This is a genomic window from Acidibrevibacterium sp., from assembly GCF_049965395.1.
Taxonomy (GTDB): domain Bacteria; phylum Pseudomonadota; class Alphaproteobacteria; order Acetobacterales; family Acetobacteraceae; genus Acidibrevibacterium; species Acidibrevibacterium fodinaquatile.
On the sequence record NZ_JBMFWJ010000003.1, the window covers coordinates 106,690 to 129,854 of the forward strand.

The 23,165-nt window shown below is 63.4% G+C and carries 19 protein-coding genes and 1 tRNA gene; 8 read left to right on the forward strand and 12 right to left on the reverse strand.

Translation table 11 applies throughout. The annotated features are described in order from the left end of the window. The first annotated feature begins 9 nt into the window (after positions 1-9). Positions 10-714 (forward strand): RadC family protein, encoded by a 705-nt coding sequence (gene radC / locus ACP5M5_RS02240; protein ID WP_427935283.1) that lies wholly within the window; start codon positions 10-12, stop codon positions 712-714. A gap of 287 nt (positions 715-1,001) precedes the next feature. Here radC and ACP5M5_RS02245 read toward each other — a convergent pair whose 3' ends face one another. The 5 genes from ACP5M5_RS02245 to ACP5M5_RS02265 all read right to left on the reverse strand — a co-directional run bounded on the left by ACP5M5_RS02245 (position 1,002) and on the right by ACP5M5_RS02265 (position 5,595). Further along, a complete protein-coding gene (locus ACP5M5_RS02245) occupies positions 1,002-1,763 on the reverse strand; it encodes a transporter substrate-binding domain-containing protein (protein ID WP_427935239.1) in 762 nt (253 codons plus the stop codon). 2 nt (positions 1,764-1,765) lie between these two features. Further along, positions 1,766-2,086, reverse strand: coding sequence for a c-type cytochrome (locus ACP5M5_RS02250; RefSeq protein ID WP_427935240.1), 321 nt, complete (start codon positions 2,084-2,086; stop codon positions 1,766-1,768). Between the two features lie 69 nt (positions 2,087-2,155). Continuing rightward, on the reverse strand, positions 2,156-3,877 hold the full coding sequence (locus ACP5M5_RS02255; protein ID WP_427935241.1) for a pyrroloquinoline quinone-dependent dehydrogenase: 1,722 nt from the start codon (positions 3,875-3,877) through the stop codon (positions 2,156-2,158). 207 nt (positions 3,878-4,084) lie between these two features. Next, entirely contained in the window at positions 4,085-4,720 is a 636-nt protein-coding gene (locus ACP5M5_RS02260) for a Maf family protein (RefSeq protein ID WP_427935242.1), read from the reverse strand. After that, a complete protein-coding gene (locus ACP5M5_RS02265) occupies positions 4,717-5,595 on the reverse strand; it encodes a pyruvate, water dikinase regulatory protein (RefSeq protein ID WP_427935244.1) in 879 nt (292 codons plus the stop codon). Before ACP5M5_RS02265 ends, ACP5M5_RS02260 begins: the two co-directional genes overlap by 4 nt. 310 nt (positions 5,596-5,905) lie before the next feature. Between ACP5M5_RS02265 and hemE the strand changes: the two genes are divergently transcribed. The 5 genes from hemE (at position 5,906) to ACP5M5_RS02290 (ending at position 10,195) form a co-directional block, all read left to right on the forward strand. Next, the gene (gene hemE / locus ACP5M5_RS02270; RefSeq protein ID WP_427935245.1) at positions 5,906-6,940 is read left to right on the forward strand and encodes a uroporphyrinogen decarboxylase; all 1,035 of its coding nucleotides are present in this window, start codon (positions 5,906-5,908) and stop codon (positions 6,938-6,940) included. A gap of 47 nt (positions 6,941-6,987) precedes the next feature. Further along, positions 6,988-8,046 (forward strand): ferrochelatase, encoded by a 1,059-nt coding sequence (hemH, locus tag ACP5M5_RS02275; protein ID WP_427935246.1) that lies wholly within the window; start codon positions 6,988-6,990, stop codon positions 8,044-8,046. Beyond that, positions 8,043-8,492, forward strand: coding sequence for a protoporphyrinogen oxidase HemJ (gene hemJ / locus ACP5M5_RS02280; protein WP_427935247.1), 450 nt, complete (start codon positions 8,043-8,045; stop codon positions 8,490-8,492). Before hemH ends, hemJ begins: the two co-directional genes overlap by 4 nt. An 83-nt stretch (positions 8,493-8,575) precedes the next feature. After that, a complete protein-coding gene (locus ACP5M5_RS02285; protein WP_427935249.1) occupies positions 8,576-9,406 on the forward strand; it encodes a DUF6134 family protein in 831 nt (276 codons plus the stop codon). Beyond that, positions 9,407-10,195 (forward strand): SDR family NAD(P)-dependent oxidoreductase, encoded by a 789-nt coding sequence (locus ACP5M5_RS02290; protein WP_427935251.1) that lies wholly within the window; start codon positions 9,407-9,409, stop codon positions 10,193-10,195. Positions 10,196-10,292: 97 nt separating this feature from the next. On the opposite strand, the gene ACP5M5_RS02295 is transcribed toward ACP5M5_RS02290, so the two are convergent. The 7 genes from ACP5M5_RS02295 to ACP5M5_RS02325 all read right to left on the reverse strand — a co-directional run bounded on the left by ACP5M5_RS02295 (position 10,293) and on the right by ACP5M5_RS02325 (position 21,759). After that, the gene (locus ACP5M5_RS02295) at positions 10,293-11,111 is read right to left on the reverse strand and encodes a class I SAM-dependent methyltransferase (protein WP_427935252.1); all 819 of its coding nucleotides are present in this window, start codon (positions 11,109-11,111) and stop codon (positions 10,293-10,295) included. A gap of 34 nt (positions 11,112-11,145) precedes the next feature. Further along, on the reverse strand, positions 11,146-12,348 hold the full coding sequence (locus ACP5M5_RS02300) for a glycosyltransferase family 4 protein (RefSeq protein ID WP_427935254.1): 1,203 nt from the start codon (positions 12,346-12,348) through the stop codon (positions 11,146-11,148). A 205-nt stretch (positions 12,349-12,553) separates the two neighbouring features. Then, positions 12,554-13,882: a putative O-glycosylation ligase, exosortase A system-associated gene (locus tag ACP5M5_RS02305; RefSeq protein ID WP_427935256.1), complete on the reverse strand. Its 1,329-nt coding sequence runs from the start codon at positions 13,880-13,882 to the stop codon at positions 12,554-12,556. Positions 13,883-13,898: 16 nt separating this feature from the next. Beyond that, on the reverse strand, positions 13,899-16,679 hold the full coding sequence (gene prsT, locus ACP5M5_RS02310) for an XrtA/PEP-CTERM system TPR-repeat protein PrsT (protein WP_427935257.1): 2,781 nt from the start codon (positions 16,677-16,679) through the stop codon (positions 13,899-13,901). After that, entirely contained in the window at positions 16,679-18,085 is a 1,407-nt protein-coding gene (gene prsR, locus ACP5M5_RS02315; RefSeq protein WP_427935258.1) for a PEP-CTERM-box response regulator transcription factor, read from the reverse strand. Before prsR ends, prsT begins: the two co-directional genes overlap by 1 nt. Positions 18,086-18,308: 223 nt before the next feature. Continuing rightward, positions 18,309-20,351 carry an XrtA/PEP-CTERM system histidine kinase PrsK gene (gene prsK, locus ACP5M5_RS02320; RefSeq protein ID WP_427935259.1) on the reverse strand — a complete coding sequence of 681 codons (2,043 nt, stop codon included), beginning with the start codon at positions 20,349-20,351 and terminating at the stop codon, positions 18,309-18,311. Between the two features lie 40 nt (positions 20,352-20,391). Then, a complete protein-coding gene (locus ACP5M5_RS02325; protein WP_427935260.1) occupies positions 20,392-21,759 on the reverse strand; it encodes an exopolysaccharide biosynthesis polyprenyl glycosylphosphotransferase in 1,368 nt (455 codons plus the stop codon). 569 nt (positions 21,760-22,328) lie between these two features. Here ACP5M5_RS02325 and ACP5M5_RS02330 point away from each other — a divergent pair. Together ACP5M5_RS02330 and ACP5M5_RS02335 are read left to right on the forward strand one after the other, a co-directional pair. Continuing rightward, positions 22,329-22,400 (forward strand) — tRNA-Val (locus ACP5M5_RS02330). Between the two features lie 132 nt (positions 22,401-22,532). Continuing rightward, positions 22,533-23,159, forward strand: a complete 627-nt coding sequence (locus ACP5M5_RS02335) for an XrtA/PEP-CTERM system exopolysaccharide export protein (protein WP_427935261.1) — start codon at positions 22,533-22,535, stop codon at positions 23,157-23,159. The last annotated feature ends 6 nt before the right edge of the window (positions 23,160-23,165 follow it).

Here is a 23,165-nt window from a genome sequence, read left to right on the forward strand (position 1 = left end):
CCTCCCGACCTGTTTTCAAGCGCGGCGCCGCAGCCCCGCAAACCGGCCGGCGCTGAGGGGCATCGAGCGCGGATGCGCGCGCGTCTCCTCGCCGCCGGGGCGGAATCGCTCGCCGATCACGAATTGCTGGAAATGGTGCTGTTCACCGCGCTGCCGCGGCGTGACACCAAGGCGATCGCCAAGGCTCTGCTCGCGCGATTCGGCAGTTTCGCCGGCGCGATTGCCGGACCGCTCGCCGATTTGCGCACGATCGAGGGCCTCGGTGAGGCCGGCGCGGCGGCGCTGAAAACTGTCCAGGCGGCAGCACTCCGCCTTGCGCGAAGCGAGATCAGGGACCGGCCGCTGCTCGATAACTGGGCACGGCTGATGGATTATCTCAATGCCGCGCTCGCGCGTGAGCGGGTGGAACAGTTCCGCGTGCTGTTCCTCGATTCCCGCAACCACCTGCTCGCCGACGAGGTGCAGGCGCGCGGCACCGTCAATCACACCCCGGTCTATCCGCGCGAAGTGGTGAAACGGGCGTTGGAACTGCACGCCGCGGCGATCATCCTGGTCCACAACCATCCGAGCGGCGACCCCACGCCCTCGCGCGAGGATATCGCCATGACCGCCGAGACCCGCAAGGCAGCCGAAGCTCTCGCGATCGTGCTGCATGACCACGTGATCATCGGCAATGGCCGCTGGGTCAGTCTGCGCGAGCGGAAACTGCTCTAGTGTCCCTTTTCAGACATTCGTAAGCGAATGTCATGGACACTCGCTTTTTTTGTTTTCAGTGGCCTGCTGATCCCTGAAATGCCAAAGCATTTCAGGGGCAGAACACTAGAGCGCGATCGGTTTAAGTCGATCACGCTCTAAACCTATTTTGGCGAGCAAGTTGGCCGGTTTTGATTGAACAGGATGGTTCAATCAAAACCTACCTTGCTCTAATGTCTCAGGCCAACGCGAGCGTGCTGGCGTGGACCGGCCGGGCCAGCAGCGCGCGACCGGCATCCCGGAGAGCGCTATTTCGGCGCGAGCAGGGTGATCCCGTAACGGCGGTAGATTTGCGCGATGGTGCCATCGGCGGCCAAGCTCGCCAACGCCGCGTCGATCGCAGCCCGCAGATCGGCATCAGGCTTCACCATGCCGACCGAGACATTCCAAGCGAGACCGGGATCACGCTCATCGAGCCCGATGATTTGCACCGGATGGTCGGGGTGACGGAGATTGTAATAGCCTGCCGCCGCCGGCGTCACCATCACCGCATCGACCTCATGGTGGGCCAGACCGTCGAGCGCGTCATCTTCAAAGCCAAAGATCGAAATGCCGATATGGCGCTGGCCGAGGGCCATCGCCGCCGTCGAGCCGAGAAGAACGCCGACCTTGGTCTCGGGACCAAGCGCCTCGAATGAGGTGATTTTGCTGCCCGCTGGCACCACCAGCGCCGCGCCGGTGCGGTAATAGGGTTTCGAGGTCTTGAGATTCGATTCTTCCTGCGCCTCGCGATTCTCGATGGTGTCGAGCATGATATCACAGTTGGCTGCACGGATTTGAAAGCCGGTGACTACCCAATCCGGCTCCATGGCGACGCCGATCTTGGCGGCGATGGCACGCGCCAGCTCGATCTGAAAGCCCGGCGGATTGCCGGATTTGCTGGAAAAGGGCAGCGCATTGGGATGCGCGCAAACGCCGAGCACGCCGCGGGCGCGGATAACATCGAGCGAACGCGCTTCGGCATGGGCCGCGAAGACAGAGAAGATCGCGGCGGCGAGCAAATATCTCATGGCTACTCCGGTTTCAGGGCGCGAATATACTGAATGATTTTGTCGATATCGGCGTCGTTGAGGGTGCTGCCGAAGGCCGGCATGGCGCCTTCCTTGCCATGCTTGATGCGATAGCGAATGAAATCATCGCTGCGTTTGGTGTTCATCAATTGCGGCCCCTTGCCGGCGACCCGACCGCCATCACTATGGCACCAGCCGCAGGTGGTGGCAAAGAGCTGATTGACATCCAAATGCGAGGCCTGATCGGCCGGTTGTGCCACTGCCGGCACCGCGGAGACCATCGCAGCGATGGCAACCGCCGAGCAAAGTATGAGATTTTTCATCGGCTTGACAAAATTTCCAAAAAACAACCGGCGAGACATCACGTCTCGCCGGTTGCGATCACTCAGAGATTACTTCGAGAGGCTGTAGACGACCAGAGCGCCGTCATCACGGGGCATGCTTTTGAAGACGCCGCCGAAGGTCGGCGCATAGTCATCGCTCGCCATACCGCCAAAGCCGGCAACAACCGCGACATATTGCTTGCCATGCGCGGCGTAACTGATAATGCCACCCTGATGGCCGGTGCCATCGCCATGGTTCCACAATTCTTTGCCGGTGGTCGCGTCATAGGCGTGGACCGTGCCACGGGCATCGGGAACAAAGACGAGGTCGCCGCCGGTGGAGAGAACGCTGGCGAGCGGCGGTTCGGGGAAGCGAACCTCCCACTTGGTCTGCCCGGTGATCGGATCACGGGCATCGAGATGGCCATAGATCGGGCCATTGGGGGGCGGCGCGATGGTGAAATTGGCGCCGATATTGAGCTGCACCTGCGGCTCGGTCACCGGCGTCGTTTTGACGATGTCGAGATGCATGCACCATTCATTGCCGATTTTGTAATAGAGCCCGGTTTTCGGGTCATAAGAGCCGGCATTCCAGCTCACCCCGCCGGAGATGTGCGGGCACAGCACTTCGGCCTGCTTGCCGGCGGTCATGTCGCGGCGGTCGGTCAATTCGCCGGTCTTGGGGTCGATCTTCGCGTAATTGATGTTATGCGAGATCGGCCAGACGTTTTTGACGTTGGCGCTGCGGTCATAGACGAAAATATAGCCGCCCTTGTTGGGGTGGACGACGTATTTCTGGCCGCCGCGATCGATCATCAGGAATTCGCCGACGGCGCTATCGAAATCCCACACGTCGTGCGGGTTCTCCTGATGGAAGAATTTCAGCTTGCCGGAGGCGGCATCGAGGCCGAGCACCGAGCTAATATAGAGATTGGTGCCGGGGCGGGCGCCGGTGTGCATCCAATCGGGGCCGGACCAATCGTAGAGCGGTGCGCCGTTCGAGGTGCCCCACCAGATGGTATTGGTTTCGGCGTCATAGCCACCCGGCATCCAGCCGCCGCCGCCGCCGACCCGCCAGGAATCATTGCCCCAGGTCTTCTTGGTCTCTTCGGTCGGGGCGATGGTGTTGAAGTCCCACCGCAGCTTGCCAGTGGTCGCGTCGACCGCGTAGATCTTGCCACGCACCGGCCATTCGCCGCCTTGCGAGCCGATCACCACCTCGCCATTGACATAGAGCGGCGCTCCCGTGAAACCGATGGTGAGCTTTTGGCTGTCGATCAGTTTGGTGTCCCAAACCGGCTTGCCGGTCTTCATGTCGAGGGCGATCAGGCGGCCATCGACGGTGCCGACGAACACTTTGCCCTCGCCGAGGGCGACGCCGCGGTTATAGGGTGAATGGGTCTGGCGGGCGACGAGGGCATCGTCGAGTTCTGGGAAATAGGACCAGAGGACCTGTCCGGTCGCGCCGTCGATCGCAAAGACGCGGCTATAGGAGCCGGAGTAATAAAGAATACCGTCGGCGACCAGCGGCATCGATTGCAGGCCGCGCGTCGAGTGGCCGGGAATGTGGATCCAGGCGACCGAAAGATCCTTGACGTTCTTCGCATTGATCTGGGTCAACCCGCTATAGTGATAGGAGTTGTAAGATCCGTGGTAGGTGAGCCAATCATTCGGGTTATTGGCTTCGATCCGCTTGCTGTCGATCGCTTGCGCCATCGCGGTCGAGGCGGCCAAAGTCGCCCCCACCGCAACGGTGAGCGATAGCGCGAGCCTGCGCTGTTTTTGCTTCATCGAGATTTCCTCCCTCATCGGTTAAGACGTAACGCGGAACGTGTTTCGCTGCCGCGCCAAGCATGCCTGAGATTGATAGGCGTGATCAATAGCCGTTGAACATCGTGGTTTGTCGCCAGACCACATTTCCGTCAGCCGGACGGGCGCAAAGCCGCCATAGCCTCGGGGTTGATCGCCGTGGTATATAACACATGAATGTTACCAGTGTCACGGGGGAGGCAACGACGTTTCCTCGCCCGTCGTGGCGGAAAGCCATTCGCATCCGAAATGCTGACGAAGAAACCCAAGGAGCGGCAGGAGTGGCAAGCCGAGGATACTGAAATACTCGCCGTCGATGGCCTCGAACAACTGGATCCCCGGCCCTTCGAGACGATAGGCGCCGACCGAGGAAAGCACCCGCTCGCCCTCGGCGGCGAGATAGGCGGCGAGTGCCGCGTCTGACAGCGGGCGCATGCGAAGACGCGGCCGCGCGACATGGCGCCACAGCACCGCATCACCACGCCAACAGACGACCGCGGTGACCAGTTCGTGCCAAACACCGGCGAGACGGCGCAATTGCTTGGCAGCAGCGGCGAGATCGGCGGGTTTGTCGAACCATTCCCCACCCTGGACGAGAATCTGATCGGCACCGATGACCAACGCCGCGGGTGCTGCCCGCGCCACTCGCCTTGCCTTCATCTCGGCGAGCAAAAGCGCGGTGTCGGCGACATCGGCCGCCTCGGCCCGCGCCGCCGCCTTGATCGCCGCCTCATCGATCGCCGCCGGCTTTGCCACCACCGAAAGGCCAGCGCCCTTCAGCAAGGAGAGACGCACCGCCGAGGCACTCGCGAGAACCAGTGTCACGGCACGCTGTGGGCGGCGTTTTCGCCGCTTTCGCTTTTGCGCGCCCGGCGGGCGTGCCATTCCTCCATGCGCAGCAAGACCGCCGCCGCCGTCTCCTCGATCGAGCGGCGGGTGACATCGATCACCGGCCAGCCTTGCCGAGCGCAAAGCCGCCGCGCCCAGAGCAATTCGGCTTTCACCGCCTCCTCATCGACATAGTCGGCCGCATCATGGCGCGCCAGGCCCGGCGCGCCGATCAAGCGCAAGCGATGCCGCCGGATATCGATCAGAGCCTGCGCCTCGATCGTCAAGCCGATGATCGGACAGGATAAATTCTCGAGCACCGCGGGCACCGGAAGATTGGGAACGAGCGGCACGTTCGCCGCCTTAACGCCGCGATTGGCGAGATAGAAGGCGGTTGGCGTCTTCGAACTGCGCGAGACGCCCACGAGACAGACATCGGCTTCGGCGATGCCGGCTTCCGCCTGCCCGTCATCGTGGGCGAGAACGTAGTGCATGGCATCGATGCGGCGAAAATAATCAGCGTCCAGAACATATTGTCGCCCCGGCCGCGCGGTCGCCACCTCGCCAATCTTTTCTTGGAGAACGGCGATCACCGGGTCAAGAACATTGACGACGCCAATCCCCAAACGCTCGCAAAACACATCCAGCTCATGGCGAAGTGCGCGATCGACGAGCGTCGACAAGACCGGCCCCGGCTCGGCCTCGATCCCTTCGAGGACACGATGGAGTTGCAAGCGCGAGCGGATCAGCGACCAACGATGATAAACGATTTCGACATGCTCGAACTGGGCGACGGTCGCGCGGGCAACCGAATTGAGGGTCTCGCCGGTCGCATCCGAGACGAGATGGAGGTTCATGCGTTGGTGGGTCATGGGAGCGAGGATAGCGGGGATAAGCGGGAAAAACAGCCGCTTCTGTCATCGCGGCTGTGAATAGTGGGGATAACGCGGCACGCGACGAGATCCTGTGCAAGCTCGCCGCGGCTCAATCCGCCGACTCGGGATAGGTCAGAAATAAGCCGCTTTTCCGGGCGGTTGCGCCGCCATCACGCTGTGGACAAGATAATGATAAGACGGTGCTTTGGTGGGTACCCCATAATCCACAGGGTTCCACTCAAGCCTCATATTTTCTTTTATCTCTCTTCTCTTTAAGAGGAGAAGGATAGCGGCGAAAGGATAGGGTGTGGCGAAAAAGCTGGTCTCGGTCCTGCGGGGGACGCCATCCTGGCCGCCGCCGCTCTGGCTAATGCGCCAGGCCGGGCGCTATTTGCCGGAATATCGCGCCCTGCGCGCTCGCGCCGGCGATTTCATTACCCTCTGCACGACGCCCGAGCTTGCTGCCGAAGCCACGCTGCAGCCGGTGCGGCGTTTCGGCATGGATGGCGCGATTCTGTTCAGCGATATTTTGATACTCCCCTGGGCGCTCGGCTATGGCCTGCGCTTTGCAGACGGCGAAGGCCCAGTGCTGCCGCGTTGGCAGCCCGAAGATACCGCCGGTCTCGATCTTCGCCGGCTTGAGGTCGCACTCGCGCCGGTTATGGAAGCGATCGCGCGGGTCCGCGTCGGGCTTGGCGAGGATACGGCGCTGATCGGCTTTGCCGGGGCACCCTTCACCGTCGCCTGTTACATGATCGAGGGCGGCGGTTCGAAAGACCACGCCCGCACGCGCGCCATCGCCTATCGCGAGCCGCGGGATTTCGAGCATTTGCTCGCGGTGCTGACCGAGGCGACGATCACCAGTCTTGCGCTCCAGATCGAAGCCGGGGCAGAGGCGGTGATGCTGTTCGATAGCTGGGCCGGTGTTCTGCCGACTTCTCTGTTTCGTCAGTATGTTGCCAACCCGGCGGCGCGGATCAAAAGCGCGCTTGGCAAGCAATTTCCAGAGGTGCCGGTGATCGGGTTTCCGCGCCTCGCCGGCGGCCAGCTCGGCCTCTATGCGGCGATCAGTGGGGTTGACGCGGTGGGGATGGATACCGCGACCGATCCGGCGCTGGCCGCCTCCCTGGTCGCGCCACCGGTTGCCTTGCAAGGCAATTTGGACCCGGTGGCGCTGCTTGCCGGCGGCGCGCCGATGATCGCCGAGGTCAGGCGGCTTCTCGGTGCGTTGCGCGGGCGCGCGCATGTCTTCAATCTCGGCCATGGCATCCTCCCGGAAACGCCGCCGGCCCATGTCGCCGAACTCATCGCCTTGGTGCGCAGCGGCGGCGAGACGGCATGATTTTGGACGGCTTGACCGCTTCCGGCATGGCATTACCTGACCGGAGCATGCCGGACACGGATCTCCCTCGCACCGCCATCGTTCTCTTTAATCTCGGCGGGCCCGACCGGATGGAAGCGGTTGGACCATTTTTGAAAAACCTTTTTACTGATCCGGCGATTTTGCGCGTCCCTTTCTTCATCCGCCCTTTTCTCGCCCGCTGGATCGCGCGCGCGCGGCGCGCGCCGGCGCGCGCGAACTACGCGCTGATGGGTGGGAAATCGCCACTTCTCGAACTCACCGAACGGCAGGCGAAGGCGCTTGCCGCGCGGTTTTCCGACCCGGTGCGGGTGTTCATTGCCATGCGCTACTGGCATCCATTCAGCACCGAAACTGCGCGCGCGGTTGCCGCCTGGAAGCCGGAGCGGGTATTGCTTCTCCCTCTCTATCCGCAATTTTCGACCACCACCACCGCAAGCTCGCTCGCCGCTTGGCGTGAAGCGGCGGCGCGCGCTGGCCTTGCAGCGCCGGTGACGACGCTTTGCTGCTGGTCGGACGATCCTGGCTTTATCGCCGCGAGCGCCGCCCTGGTTCGTCACACGATCGCTGCGGCGCGTGCGCAGCTTGCGCCAGGCATACCGCTTCGCCTCTTATTTTCGGCGCATGGTCTGCCGGAGGTGATCGTCAAAGGCGGCGATCCCTATCAGGCACAGGTGGAAGTGAGTGCGAGCGCCATCGCGGCGGCGCTGGGCGAGCCTGATCTCGATTGGCGGGTGTGTTATCAATCCCGGGCGACGCCGCAAAAATGGCTGGAGCCGAGCACCGAAGCCGAAATCATGCGCGCCGGGGAGGAGGGTGTCGCCCTCGTCGTCGCGCCGATCGCTTTCGTCTCAGACCATTCCGAAACCCTCGTCGAACTCGATATCGAATATGCCGAGGTCGCCAAAAAACATGGCGTGCCAGGCTATTTCCGCGTGCCGGCGCAAAACGACGATCCCGGCTTCATTGCCGCTCTCGCCGCTTTGGCAGAGGCGGCGCTGGCGCGCGGGCCGGGGCTTTGCAGCCATCAGGGCGGGCGGGTCTGCGCTGCGCGCCATGGCGGCTGCCCCTTTGGAGATCGATCATGACGCTTGCGTTTCTCACACCGCTCTATCACTGGATCAAGGCGTTTCATGTGATGGCGGTGATCGCCTGGATGGCCGGTTTGTTCTATCTGCCACGGCTCTATGTCTATCACTGCGCCGTGGCGCCGGGATCGTCGGCTTCCGAACAGTTCAAGGTGATGGAGCGGCGGCTCTTGAAGCAGATCATCAATCCGGCGATGATCGCGACCTGGAGCTTTGGTATCCTCCTCGTCCTCACCCCTGGCGTGATCACCTGGCAGGCCGGCTGGTGGCATGTCAAATTGCTCGCGGTTTTGCTGATGTCGGGGTTTCATGGCGCGCTGTCTCGCTGGCGGCGCGAGTTCCTTCACGACCGCAATCGCCATGGCGCGAAATTTTATCGTATCGCCAATGAGATCCCGACGGTTTTGATGATCGTGATCGTGATCATGGTGATCGTCCGGCCATAAGGCAGTATGGCTTTTCTGCTCGCTGCATCGTGGCTTGCCGACAAGGGATCGTGCCGGCAAGCTTCGGCAAAGGGAGATCGGATATGATGCTGCTTCGACGGCGAGGATTGGTCGCGCTGGGCATGGGGCTCGTGGTGCCAGCACGAGTTTTTGCCGCGACCGCAAGCAAGAACGCCCCCGCCCAGCCCGGCGCCGATTTACCAGTGCCGGCGAGTGGCAGCCTTCGCTTTCGCATCATGCGCAATGGCAACGTCATCGGCACCCATGGCCTGACCTTTACCCAAAAAGGCCGCACCGATCAGCCGCCGCCCGCGGCCACGACCGCTGCCGCTGGCAGCCCCCCTGGTAACGCCAAGCCTGCGCCGGCGCCGGCGCCGGAAAAATCGCCGCCCGTGCTCGGCCCGCTCATCGTGAAGGTGGTGATCGATATTGCGGTCAAGCTTGGGCCGATCCCGCTTTATCGTTATAATAACGAAAGCACTGAACTCTGGGATGGTGACACGCTCACCCGCTTTGACTCCAAAACCAACGATAATGGCACCCACATCAAGGTCATCGCCCATCGCGAGGGTGGCACGCTCTGGGTCGAGACGATCAAGGAAAAATATGCCGCTCCCGAGGGCGCGATCGTCACGACGTATTGGAATCCTCGCACCCTGAGCGCGCCGCTGATTGATAATATCAACGGCAAGCTGCTCCATGCCAAAATCGTCGCGCTCGGTCCGGAAACCATCTCGGCCGCCAATGGGGACCGCATCGAGGCCGTCCATTACGCTGCGAGCGGTGATCTCAATGTCCATCTCTGGTATGCCGAGGACAAGGCAAAGCCCGGCGAGACGCCGCCGCCGAAACATTGGGTTGGTTTGGCCCTCACCGGCTCGGACGGCTCACATATCACCTATGAGAGGCTCTGAATGACAGAGCGCGGGCCACGACCGGCGCGGCCGGAAGACGGCGTTGCGTGGATCACCGGCGCCTCGTCTGGGATCGGGCGCGAACTCGCGCGGTTTTTGCTCGATGAGGGCTGGACGGTCGCATTGACCGCGCGGCGAGAGGCGGAATTGCAAGCCTTCGCACAACATTATCCCGCCGAACGGGTTTTCGTCATCCCCGCCGACGTCACCGACGCGCCGGCGATGGCTGCCGCGCTCGCCAGAATCGAGGCTGAAGCCGGCCGGCCGGTTGCCCTTGCGATTGCCAATGCCGGGGTGTGGCGGCGGATGGGATTGAGCGATTTCGACGCTGAGGCTTTTGCGCACGTGATGGCGGTCAATGTGCTGGGCGTCGCCAATATGCTTGCCGCTGTTTTGCCCGGCATGCGTGCCCGCCGGCTTGGTCAGATCGGCATTGTCGCCTCCGTAGCCGGCTATCTCGGCCTCCCCCGCGCCAGCGTCTATGGCGCCAGCAAAGCAGCCTTGATCCACATGGCGAGTTCGCTCCGCTTCGAGGCCGCCGAGAGCGGCATTCTGGTGCAGGTGATCAATCCCGGCTTCGTCGCAACCCCGATGATCGCCGCCAATACCGCGTCCAAACCCTTTCTCCTCAGCGCCGAGGCGGCGGCTTTGCGCATCCAGCGGGGTCTCGCCGGCACCGGCTTTGAAATCGCTTTTCCGCGGCCGACCGTCTGGCTTTTGAAACTGGCGCGGCTGCTGCCTTGGCGATGGTTTTTCGCGCTCGGTGCTCTCGCCCGCGGCCGCGGCTGACACGCTCGCTGGGGCTTTTTTCCCCGCGCGATGTCACGACAAAAAAGCAAACATGATTGATTGCTTGTCTGGGCAAGTCTGCGGCGCGATCCGGCCGCTATTTTCGCACCGTCCCGACCACCAGCACGCGTCCGGCGAGGAGCCGCCCGAGCGACGGGATGAGGTTGAGCATCGCGTGATCGAAGGCGCCGACCCGTGGCCAGTAAGGCGGCACCAAGCGGCCGCCGAGCAGCAGGAAATACTCGCAAACGGGTGCCAGTAGAATGCCCTCGATCATCGCTAATTCCCGTTCATTGATCTTGCGTTCATCCTCGGTGATGTACGGATTGCTGGTGCCGTAAATGAACGGCACCATGCGGCGATAAAGGACGCGAGAGACCAGGCGGCTCTCGCGAATTTTTTGAGAGAGTGAATGGGTATAAAGCTCATTGGCGACGACGCTGCCGCCCGCGCGCAACACCCGCCGCACTTCGGCGAGGGTGCGCGGAATATCGACATGGTGCAAAATGTCATTGAAATAGACGAGATCGAAGAAATTCTCGTCATAGGTCATCCGCTCTGCCGGCATGACGTCAAAATGAATCCCAGCAATTCCCATGCGTTCGGCGCGGGCACGGGCGATGGCGATGAGATCGGGGGAAAGGTCGGCGGCGTAAACGTCTGCGCCGAGTGTCGCGACCCGGATCGCATCCTCGCCGAAACCGCAGCCCGGCACCAGTACTTTCTTGCCGGCGACTGAGAGCGCCATGATCGCGTCATAAGACGACCAATACGCGTTCCAGCGCCGCCGCGGCCCCGGGCTGACGACATCAAGATCGACCGGCGTTTCGCTTTTGTCGCGATGGCGGGCGGCGAATGCGCGGTGATATTCGAATTCACGGCGCTGGCGCTCGTCCATGTCGTCGAGGTCGTCCATGTCGTCTCTTTCTCGTTGCCGCGATCGACAAAAATCAAGACATCAGCGCGCGAAACAGCGTTGCCTGCCCAGCGCTGGTTTCCGCCCAGCCGAAACGTTCGGCATAGGCGCGGGTCGCATCCCGCCCGGGAAGAGCGGCAAAGAGCCGGCGGATAGCCGCGGCGATCCCGTGAGGAGAATTTTCCTCAACGATTAGCCCCGCTTCCGGCGCCGTGACCACTTCCGGGTTGCCGGGGATTTTGCTCGCGATCACCGGGGTTCCGCAAGCCATCGCCTCCAAGAGAACGTTCGCCCAGCCCTCTCGGCTCGACGCCAGCACCAGCGCGTCAGCGGCGCTGTAATAACCCGCGAGGCTCTCATGCGGCACCGCGCCGAGGAGGTGCGCCCGCCCGCCGAGCCCGCGCGCTGCGATCAGCGCTTCGAGCCGTGCCCGTTCCGGCCCTTCGCCGAGGATGAGCAGGCGGAACCCCGGCAGCGCCGCCAGCGCCTCGATCACTTTATCGTGCCCCTTGCGCGGGATGAGATGCCCGACCGAAATCAGTGTCGGGCCGTCGAGGCCGAGCGCGAGACGGGTAGCCTCGCGCGCGTGCGGGCGAAACATCGCGAGATCGACACCGTTTCGCAGTACCGTCACTTTGTCGGGTGGCGCGCCAAGGTCGATCAGCGCTTCCTTGAGCCCGGCGCTGACCGAAATCAGGCGATCGGAGTCAGCGATGGCGCGTTGAATGAGCCGGCGCGGGACGACGTAATCGGGTAATTGCGTCACATCCGAGCCACGCGCGGTGATCACCACCGGGCGTTTGAAGCAGCGCCCGAGCCAGGTCGCGGCGACCCCATCGGGATAGACGTAATGGGCGTCGATGATATCGAAGCGCAGGCCGCGCGCGATCAAAATTTCGATCGCTTGCCGGGCGGCGTGATAGAGGAGAAACGGCGCGAGCGCGGTGCCGAGTTTGGGGATGACGCCATAGCGCGGATGATACACCTCGATCCCATGCCTGACCTCGAAACGTGGCGCTCGCGCATAGGCTGACCAGGCGCCAAAACGCGGCGAGGTGAAGGGAAAAAACGGCACCGGCGCCACCACCGAGCTGACGATCGCCTCGCTCGCCAGCAAATGGCGCAGACGATTTTCCACGAAGACGCCGTGATTGGGCCGCGCCGCGTTGGGGTACAGCGTGCTGAAGGTGAGCAGGCGAAGCGGTGTGGTCACGTCGCGCGCCGGCGAGGCGTCCATGCCGCGCGGGGCGCTGGCCGCTCGTTGCGGCGGGGGCTGCGTGGCGGACCCGAGGGAGTCGGCGCGGGGGTTGGGGCCGCATCATCGTCCTTCATGTCGAAGGGCCACCAGAAGCGCGAGCTTCGATGTGGGTCGCGAATACTCCAGAGCGCGAGCCAGAAAATGCCGCCGATGCAGGACAGGAAATAGAGCGTATCCATGGCGGTCAGCCGCGCGGCGCGGGCAGCGCGGCGCCGCCTGCGGCGGGAGCCGCGCGTGCGGCAAGCGGGGTTGCGCGGGCCGCTGCCGGCACGCGCGTCGCTGCCTTGACCCGCTCCCAGGTCGCGGCGACCCCCATCAGCAAGGTGAAATAGAAATCCCAATAGCAAAGCGAAAGAAACGTGCCGGCGACGAGATAGGCGATGATCGAGACCTGCGCCATCTTGGCGAGATCGTAACACCAGCGCAGCTCGGGCCGTTTGCGCGTCGCGCGGATGATGCGGACAGTGTTGACGATCCCGGCGAGCGTGATCCCGAGCCAGACGAAAAATGTCGGGAACCCATGTTCGCCGATCACCTCGAAATAGATGCTGTGCACGGCGCGCGCGGTCGTGCCGTAATCATATTCGTCAACGATGTTTTGCCGATACGGCGCATAGAAACCGCCGCCGGTAAGCGGGCGGGCGAGGGCGATTTTCCATGAGGCGTGCCAAATATTGAGGCGTCCCTGTGCTGAATCGTCAACGTGCTCGGCGCCGATCGTTGACATCCGCGCCGTCCAGCTCGGCGGCATGAACGAGATCGCGCCGGCGAGCGCAACGCCGACCACCGTCGCCGAGACGATTTTGTGCGGGCTGTTCCACCACAGAAACAGCGACATCGCGGCAAGCCCGATCAAGGCGCCGCGCGAGTAGCTGCCGAGCACCGAGAATAACGTAAACATCATCACCACCAAGAGCCCAAGACGCACCAGGCGATGACGCGACTGCATGCGCAGATAATTCATCATCGGCATGCAAACGAGGAGACCCGCGGCGAGATGATTATTGTCGGTGATCATCGTCATCGGCGGGCCCAGAACCCGGTAATTGCCGGCATGGGTCAAGGTAAAAACGCCGCCGCGCAGCCCATAATAGCCGAGCGAAACCACCATCACCCAAATCAAGGCATGAATGCGCCGGCGTTCGGTGAGCAGCGCGAAGATCAGCAGCTGCGCGAAAAAGGATTTCGCGACAAACGACCATTTATATTCCACCATGTCGGGCGGCGCGAGGGCAGCGAGCGAGGTGAGCGAGATCAGGATGATGAACAGGATGATCAGCACGGTGGTCGCGTTGATCGGGAAGGATTTGGGCTCACGCGCGGCGAAGCAGCCCATGACGGTGGCAAAAAAAATCATCATCGCCCAGGGGATGGTCATCGACATGCCCCAGGTAAGTTCGTGCGGGTTCTGAAACGAGATCCAACACCAGAGGATGACGCCGACGAACGGGCGTGCGATCGTCATCGGCAGCATGCCGCCCATCATCGCGGCGATGAAAGCGAGATTGCGCATCGCCCGTCCGCCGCCCCTACTTGCCGGCGTTGAGATCGGCGAGCAATTGGCGAGCGCCGTCTTTTTCGGGGAAATTGACTTTGTCGCCCGTGATCGGGGTCAAGAGCGTGACTGCCTCGTCGCGGTGCCCGCTTGCTGCCAGCGCGGTTGCGAGGTGATACTGAATGGCGGGATCGCCCGGCAATTCGGCGTGTGCCTGACGCAATAAGGCAAGTCCGGTCGGGTTTTTCGCCTGCGTCAGGATATAGCCGAGCGTATCGGCGGTCTGCGCGCCGGGGGCGAGGAGATAGGCGCGCTCGGCGAGTTTCAGCGCCTCCGGCTTGCCGAGCTGTTGATCGATCCAGGCGAGATTATTGAGGGCGATGATATTGTTCGGCTGATGGCCGAGCACGGTCTCCAGATGCCCGGCCGCCACCGGGTATTGATGGTCGGCGATTTCGAAATCGGCAAGCGCGACCAGCGCCGGCACGTCGTCGGCATGGCTTCCGACCCAGTCGCTGAGCGTTGCCATCGCCGCTTTCTTGTGGCCGCCGGCGTTTTCCGCCGCCGCCTCGCGCAGCACGAGCATCGTCGAAGGCTGGTCGGCGGCGGCCGTTTCATAGGCTTTCGCCGCCGCGTCATAATTTTTTTGCGACATGTAGAAATCCCCCGGCAAGGCGCGCGCGGCCGGCAGATGCGCCGCGTCCTTGGCGAGGCTGGCGGCGCGCGCCAGCGCCGCATCGGCGCCACCCGAGGCGAGGGCGACGCCGAGCGAGGCCTGCATCAGCTCGTAATTGGCGGGATAGGCTTTGAGCCCGGCATCGATCACCGCGTCGGCGCCGCTATAATCTTTGGCCTGGACCAGCAAGCGCACGAGATTGATCCGCGCCGTCGTCTGCGAGGGATCGAGGGTGAGGATTTGGCGGTAGGTGTCGCGCGCGGTGTCATTGAGGCCGAGCGAAGCCTGCGCTGCCGCCTGAACCATCAGCAGCGCGACCGCTGCCGGCTGATCTTTGCCGAGAGTGACCGAGAGCGCCCCTTTGGCGTCATTGGTGCGCAGCAGCAGCCCGGCATAGCTCGCGGCGATGGCGGCGTCGTTCGGCATGGCCGCATGCGCTTGCGCAAGCAGCGCGAGTGCTGCTTTCGTATCGCCCTGCTGCTCGCGGGCGGCGACGGCGATAGTGAGCGCGGTGCGGTTCCCCGGCTGTTTGGCAAGCACCTCGTCGAGTAATTTCCAGGCATCGTCATTCTGCCCTTCGAGCAATTGTAGCCGCGCGAGGCTGAGCTTGGCGGCGATGGCCTCAGGATGGGCTTTGATGACACCGGCGAAGGCCGCTTCGGCGGCGGGATAATCCATCTCCGCGAGTTTCAGGAGGCCGGTGAGATTGCCGACCACGGCGCTGTCACCCTCCTGCTTCTTGAGTTCGGCAAGATGGCTCTCGGCCTGGCTGAAATCCCCGGCGACGATCCCGGTGAGGACCAGCATCTCGCCAGCCTTGGCTTGCTTGGGATCGAGCGCGAGTGAGCGCTCGAACGCCGCCGCCGCGCCGTCATTGTCGCCGGCATCGAGCTTCAATTCCCCGAGCCGGCTCAAAAGCGCGGCATTATCGGGCGCCAGCGCGCTCGCCGTTTCATAGCTCGCGATCGCCGGCGCGAGCTTGCCGGTCGCGAGATAGACCTGGCCCAGCAACTCATGCAAAGCGGGATTCTTGTCATTGAGCAGGATCGCTTTGTTGAGCGCCGCGATCGCATCATCCGGGGCGTGGCGCGCCATGTCGATCTGGACCAGAAGGGCGACGCCGCGCGCATCATTGGGGAAACGGGCGACGTAGCGCCGGGCCGAATCGAGCGCTTGCTCACGCTCGCCGAGCTGGTTTTTGACTAAGGCGTCGATGTAGTAAGCGTTCGGCATGCGCGAAAGCACGCTCGAGAGCTTTTCCATATCGGCGCCGGCGCCCTTGAAATCCCCGGCCTCGGCCAGGATCAGGGCGTGGAGATAGACTGCCTGGGCGTTGTTTGGCAGCATTTTCTGGACGACGGCGATATCCTCCTTCGCCTTGTCGTTCTGGCGGTTCGCGATCAGGAGATCGGCGCGCTGCAAGTGGGCGACGATGTCGTTGGGATCGTGCGCGATGACACCATCGAGGATCGTGATCGCGCCGGCGCGGTCGCCCGCATTGGCCGTGAACTGTGCCTTGCGCCGCAACGCCGCAGCGTTCTCTGGATCGGCCTTGAGCACTGCCGCGATCGCCGCTTCCGCAGCCTTGGGGTCGCCCTTGGCGCTGGCGACTTGCGAGGCGGTGAGCAGAACCTCGGGTGAGTCAGGCGCGATGGCCTTGGCGGCGTCGATATCGGCGGCGGCCTTGTCCACCTGGTCGAGCATCAGCTCGGCGCGGGCGCGGGCGGCGAGAATGGTCGGCGCGAGATCGGGCGGATTGCCGGTCGCCGGAAACGTCTGCAGCAAATCGCGCGGGCGCTGCTGGTCGAGATAGGATTGCAGCAGAATTTCCGTCGCGCGCCGCGGCTCGGTGCCGAGATCGCGCGCTTTGCCCGCTTCCTTTTCCGCCGCCGCGGGATCGCCGAGGCGGAGATCGACATCGGCGAGGCCGAGATGCGCGCGGCCATTCTCGGGATCGTCCCGCACGGCGTTGCGGAGTTCGATCTGCGCGCCGCGCAGATCGCCGGCAGCGAGCAGCGCCTGCGCCTTGGCGTAATGATCGGCAGCCATGGCAAACCCTGGCCAAAGCAGCGCCGCCAGCGCCGTGCCGGTGAGCGCGAGCCGGGCCAGTCGGGAAGGACGCGGGTGAGATGCGAGCATTATCGGTTTTCCGTTATGTCTTGCGCAGCCCCGTCGGGGAGCGAGGCGTCGAGGCCATGGGTTCGCAGTAATCCGTACAAGGTCGTGCGGCTGACGCCAAGCAATTGTGCCGCATGCGAGAGATTTCCGCCACTGCGGGCCAATGCCCGTTCGATCACCTCGCGCTCGGCCCGGCTTCGCGCGGCGCGGAGATCGAGACATGGTTCGCCGTCATCGCTGCTCGCGCTCACCGGCTCGGCGAGTTCGAGGTCGACGGGCTCGATCAGGCGCGTCTCGTTCATCACCACCGCCCGCTTCACCCTGTTCTCCAGCTCGCGCACATTGCCCGGCCAGTCATGGGCGGCGAGCGCCGCGACCGCCGCTTCGCTCAAGCCGCGCACGTTGCGGTGGAACTCGCCATTGAAGCGATGCAGGAAATAGCGCGCGAGCAGCACCGCATCACCCTCGCGGGCGCGGAGCGGCGGGATGCGCAGCGTCACCGAATTGAGACGGTAGAAGAGATCGCCACGAAACCGCCCGGCTGCGACCTCGGCCTCGATCCCCTGGTTGGTCGCCGAGACGATGCGCACATCGACCTGGATCCGCTGCCGCCCGCCGATCCGCTCAACCACCTGATCCTGAAGGACGCGCAGCAGTTTGACCTGCAGCGGGTGCGGCAGATCGCCGATTTCGTCGAGAAAAAGGGTGCCGAGATGCGCCATCTCGATCTTGCCGATGGTCTGCTTGACGGCGCCGGTGAAGGCGCCGCGCTCATGGCCGAAAAGTTCGCTCTCCAGCAAATTCTCTGGGATGGCGCCGCAATTGAGGGCGATGAACGGCCCCTTGGCGCGCGGCCCGAGATCGTGCAGCGCCCGCGCCAACGCTTCCTTCCCGGTGCCGCTTTCGCCGAGCAGCAGCACCGGCACGTTGGCTGTCGCCAGCTTCTCGATGTCGCGGCAGATTTTCAGCATCGGCTCGGCGGCGGTGATGATGCGCGGCAGCGGGCTCTGCGCCGCCGCTTCGGCGAGACGCTTATTCTCCGCTTCCAGCTCATAAAGGCGCATCGCGCGATCGATGATCCCGCGCAAGACCGCGATATCGATCGGCTTTTCGTAGAAATCATAGGCCCCAGCGGCCACCGCACGGAGCGCGTTCTCGCGCTCATTGGCGCCGGTTGCGAGAATAACCTTGGTCGCAGGTGCGGCGCGCAAAATCTCCTCGAGCGTCGCAAACCCCTCGCTCACCCCGTCAGGATCGGGCGGCAGGCCGAGATCGAGCACCACCACTCCCGGGCGCTCCTTGGCCAGCGCCGCCAACGCTTGCGCCCGACGATGGGTGATGATCGGCTTGAGACCGGGAAACGCCCAGCGATACTGGCCGCATAACCCCTCATCATCCTCGACGATCAATAATTTCGCGACACTCATGACACGCCGCCTGTGGGGAGCAAGGCCAGGGCGCTGCCCTGGACCCGCTGGGGGCAGTGCCCCCAGACCCACATCCCGGGAGGATTTTTCTGGAGGGGCGCAACGGAGCGCCAGCCGGCGTTTTGTCGCGCCCCTCCAGAAAAATCCTTGCGCAATAGGGTCCAGAGACAGTGTCCCTGGCGGGGTCCAGGGGCAGCGGCCCTGGCCTTGCTGCTTTCGCGCGTCATGCGGTGACGGGGTGGCTGACGAGAGGGAGCGACAGGCGCATGGTGGTGCCTTCGCCGAGCGTGCTGGTGACGTGCAGGCTGCCGCCGGCCTTTTGGAGCAGGGCGCGCGCTTGGAAAGCCCCGATTCCAGATCCGCTGTGTTTGGAAGAGCGGAAGGGGCGGAACAATTCGTCGCGGATGAAATCCGCGCTCATGCCGGTGCCGCGGTCGCTGATCTCGATCACCACGGCGCCGCTTTCCTCGCGCAGCCGGACTTCGACATGGCCCGGACGGCCAGCACTCGCCTCGGCGTCGAGGGCATTGTCGAGAAGATGGGTGATGACGGCGTCGAAGGCTTCGAGGGGCATGGCGATTTTGCCGCAGGGTTGGGCCGGTGCGATCGCGATCGGCACACCGCGGCTTTGGCGCAAGGTCGCGGCGATGGCGGCGATCCGCTCGAGTGGCGCGACGGCGCTTGCCGGGGTGTCGCTCTCGGAGGCGTTGAGGCGCGCCAGAAGAGCGGTGATTTTTGCCACCGCGGCGCGCACGGTCGCCAGCATGTCGCGCTGGAAATCGGGGTTGTCGAGGTGGAATTCGGCGTTGGCGAGCAAAATCGAGAGCTGGCTCGAGACATTCTTGATATCGTGGGCGACGAAGGCAAAGCGTTGGCCGTATTCGCGCAGATGCCGGGTTTCGACCAGGCTTTGGGTTGCGCGCTGTTCGGCGAGGAACACCGCAACCTGCTGGCCGATGGTGCGGAGGAGCGTGAAGACCTCGCCGTCGAGACGGAAGGGGGCCCGTGGCGGGGACAGCAGGATCAGCCCGATCAGCCGCCCGGCATGGACCAGCGGCACCGCGAGCCAGAGCGGCGGAAAGCCCTCGATCCAGGGCGCGGTTCCAGGCGCGGCGACGAGCACCTGCTCGCCCGCGTCCAGCCGGGCGAGCAGGGGGTGGTCGGACCCGAGCATGACACCGGCCGGCGGCAGGTTGAGCGAGCCCCCCCAGTGGAATCCGGTTTCCTCGGCGGCGCGCAGAAACAGGACGCCGCCGGGGCTGTCCACCACCTCGGCGGTCGCGCGGATCACCCGCTCGTGCAGGGGGACGGCGGGGTCGGGTGTCGCGAGGGCGGTGATACAGCGCATCCATTCCCGGCGATAATCGTAGCGAGTGGTAAAGAAATGATCGACGACCAGCGCGGTCAGGCGCGAACGCGCCGAGCCGGAGCTGAGCAGCACCGCGATGATCACCAGACCGCCGAAAAGAAAAGAAATTTCCGCGAGCGTTCCCCAATTCGCGCCGAAGCGCCGGAAGACTTCGCCGGCGGCGGCGAGGGCAAGGAGGAAAAGCCCACTTCCGATCAGCGTCGTCGTGTGGAAGACGACGCTGCGGGAAATCTGAAGGGTGATTCCGTGCTTGCGGTTGCGCAGCGTCGCCAACGCGATGAGCGGCGCGAGGCCAGCGACGACGATGGCCTGGCCGGCGAAAAGCGGTGGCGACAGCCGGCGAAACAGCACCGCGTCCGCGTAAAGCGCGAGATCATAGGCAAACAGGGCACCGAGCGCGATGCAAAGCAGGTTGATATGCCAGCGTCGCTCGGGACGGCTGTTGCGGTAGAGATTTTCGATGAGCAGCAGATTGGCGACGGCGAAACCGAGCCTGGCCGCGATCGCCGGCGAGGCGAGGGTCATTTCCGCGCCGGAGGAGGGGGCGATGAACGCGGCGCCAACGGCAAAGACGAGAACGATCACACCAAAGCCAACCAGGGGACGACGAAGCGGCCTGATCCCGGGCGACGGTGACGGCAGCAAAAGGAGGCCAAAGCCGTACCAAGCGGCATCACGCGCCAATTCGAGCCCCCCGGGCAGGGCGGCGAGCGGTGTTTCCGGAGCGGTGGCGATGGCGGCGGCCCAGGCGGCCGTGGCCAGACTGGCGATGACCAGGGCGACGTCGCTCAGCACCAGCCCCTTACGCCGCTTTTGCCCCGCGAGCGCGACGAACAGCGCGAGCGCGAGATAAGCCGCGGCGCAAACCGGATAGAGGAAAGGGTCGATCCATGCCATTCCTGCCGAGATACGCGATTTTTCTCACCCTGTCGCGGGATCAGCGAGCGCCTTCGCGGAACAGGATCACCCGGACGGTGGAGAAGAGGATGAGCAGATCGAGGAAAAAATTGCGACGAGCGACATAATAGAGATCGTAGGCGAGCTTCATCCGGGCATCTTCGATCGAGGCGCCATAGGGGAAATTGACCTGCGCCCAGCCGGTGATGCCGGGTTTGACGAAGCTGCGATCATGGTAACGGGGGATCGCGGCGGCGAGCTTAGCGACGAAATGCGGCCGCTCGGGGCGCGGCCCGATGAGGCTCATCTCGCCGCGGAGCACATTGATTAGTTGCGGCAGTTCGTCGATCCGGGTGCGGCGCAGAAAGCCGCCGACGCGGGTTATGCGGGGATCATGGGCGGCGGCCCAAGTCGGCCCGGCGGCCTCGGCGTCGGTGCGCATGCTGCGGAATTTCAGCAGCATGAAGGTCCTGCCGTGCAGCCCGACGCGCTCCTGGCGGTAAAACACCGGCCCCGCGCTATCGAGGCGGATGGCGAGGGCGGCGAGCAGCATGAGCGGCAGCACCAGGATCAGCATCATGACGCTGAGCAGGAGATCGAAGCCGCGTTTGAAGGCCTGATCGAGCCGGCTCGCGAAGGCGCGCTCGGCAAAAACCAGCCAGTCCGGTGGCAAGCGGTCGAGATCGAGGCGACGGAAGCGGCGTTCGCGGAAGTCGACCTCGTCGAAGATACGGATACCGGCACTCTTGCAACGCAAAAGCGCCGCCGCCGGCAGGCTTGCGCGGGCGGCGGCGGCGATCACGATCCCCCAGATTTTACGCGCGCGCAGCGCGTCCGGATCGAGCGCGGCAGGGTCGCTCACGGACGCGGCAATGGTAAAAAAGCCGGCGTCATCGAGCCGCGGCGCGGGCGTTCCGCGGATATTATCGGGGTCGCCCAACACCAGGATATGGTGGGCGAAAACCCCATGGCGGAGGGCGACGCGAAAGAGTGAGCGGGTGAGGGCGAGACAAAGCAGCCAGGCGAACAGGATACGCGGCAGCCATAGCGCCTCCCGGCTGGCGAGCAGAGCGAAGAGATCGGTATGAAAGAGAGGCGCGAACATCGCCAGCGCCGGCAGCACGATGAGCGCGACGATACCGATATTGACCAGCAGCTGCCGCGTATAAAGTAGCGTTTCCCGCCGATAGAGCCCGAGCGCCGAGCCCGCGAGACCGAAGGCAAGCGTGATCAGTGCCGCGACGTCAACCGCCTGGACTGCGCCGCCGTAGACGGACTGGTTCGCCGGCAAGAGGCCGGTCGCGCCGAAGGCGAGCAGGGCAGCGATCAGCGTAAAGCTGAGCGCGGCCTCGACCAGCCACAGCATCAGCATTTCCGAAGGCATGTAATGGCCGAATATTTTGGTCATCGTATCCTCACAGCAACACTCCGGAGGGCGTCTCGAAAATCACACCGTGATGACTCTGAAGCAGGCACCGAACTCTCACGGCTCGGTCGATATTTCGGCATCATTCAAAAAACCGCATGACTCCATGATCGGCGCCGACCCCTGTTCCCCGAACATTCGTTAATTCAACACAACCCAAGGGTTGATGCGATTTTAATCGCCATGCTAATCACTCTTCACGAATGAAATTTTTTATGAAAGTTGTATTTTAAAAATGAACATTTGAGCAATTTACCTAACGGTTCTATTTATTTATCTCATATCGAACCGACAACAACCTTCGGTTATGTACTAATTTCTGCCATCTGAGGCAAAATTTACGACGGATGTTGAAGCTATGTCAACGATGATGTTAAGCCACCGTCAATGCGGCTGCCATGCCATCGATGTGAAGGGATTGTTAATTTTTGGTGGCGGCGTCACCGCCGGGTCGGTAAGCTTGGGTGTCGATCGGAGCAAACTTTACAAAAAAATAATCTCTTTGCTATTTCCTGCCGAGGTAAGGTGGCGTGACTGTGGCGGCATTTTGAAGGCGTGTAGCTCAACGGCAGAGCGCTGCCATCACATGGCAGAGGCTGGGGGTTCAATTCCTTCCGCGCCTATGCCAGCCGCGGCGCTGCGCCTGGTCCGCCAAAAGCGGGTCTGCTGGGATCGGATGGGATGTCTTCGACGGTGAACCTCTACTAATAACAGCTGATCTTGGACGGCGACGTAACGCGCGGGCGGTGGTGAGCATGAAGCGAGTGACTTTGGGGATCGTCGCCTTGGCCCTCATCGGGGTCTTGGTCGGGGCGTGTTCACCGGCGCCGAAGGCGCTTGATCCGACCAATACCAGCACCCCGGCCACCGCCAGCGATTATATCATCGGCCCCGGCGATACGCTGTCGATCTTCGTTTATCAGGCGGCCGATCTCAGCGTCACCGCGCTGCCGGTCAGGCCCGACGGGCGGATTTCGGTGCCGCTGGTCCCCGACATGATGGCGGCCGGCAAGACTCCGACCCAGCTCGGCGAAGACATCGCCGAGAAGCTGAAGAAATACGTCAAAGACCCGACGGTGACGGTGATGATGCACTCCTTCGTCGGGCCGTTTGACCGCCAGGTGCGGGTGATCGGCGAGGCCGCCGACCCGATGGCGATCCCCTATCGCGACCATCTGACGGTGCTCGACGTGATGATCGAGGCCAAGGGGCTGACCAAATACGCCGCCGGCAACCGTTCGGTGATCGTCCGCCGTGGCGCCAACGGCCAGCAGGAAATCATCCACATCAAGCTGAGCAGTCTCTTGAAGGATGGCGATGTGTCGCAGAATGTCGAAATGAAGCCAGGCGATACGCTGATCATTCCGCAATCCTGGTTCTGAGTGGGG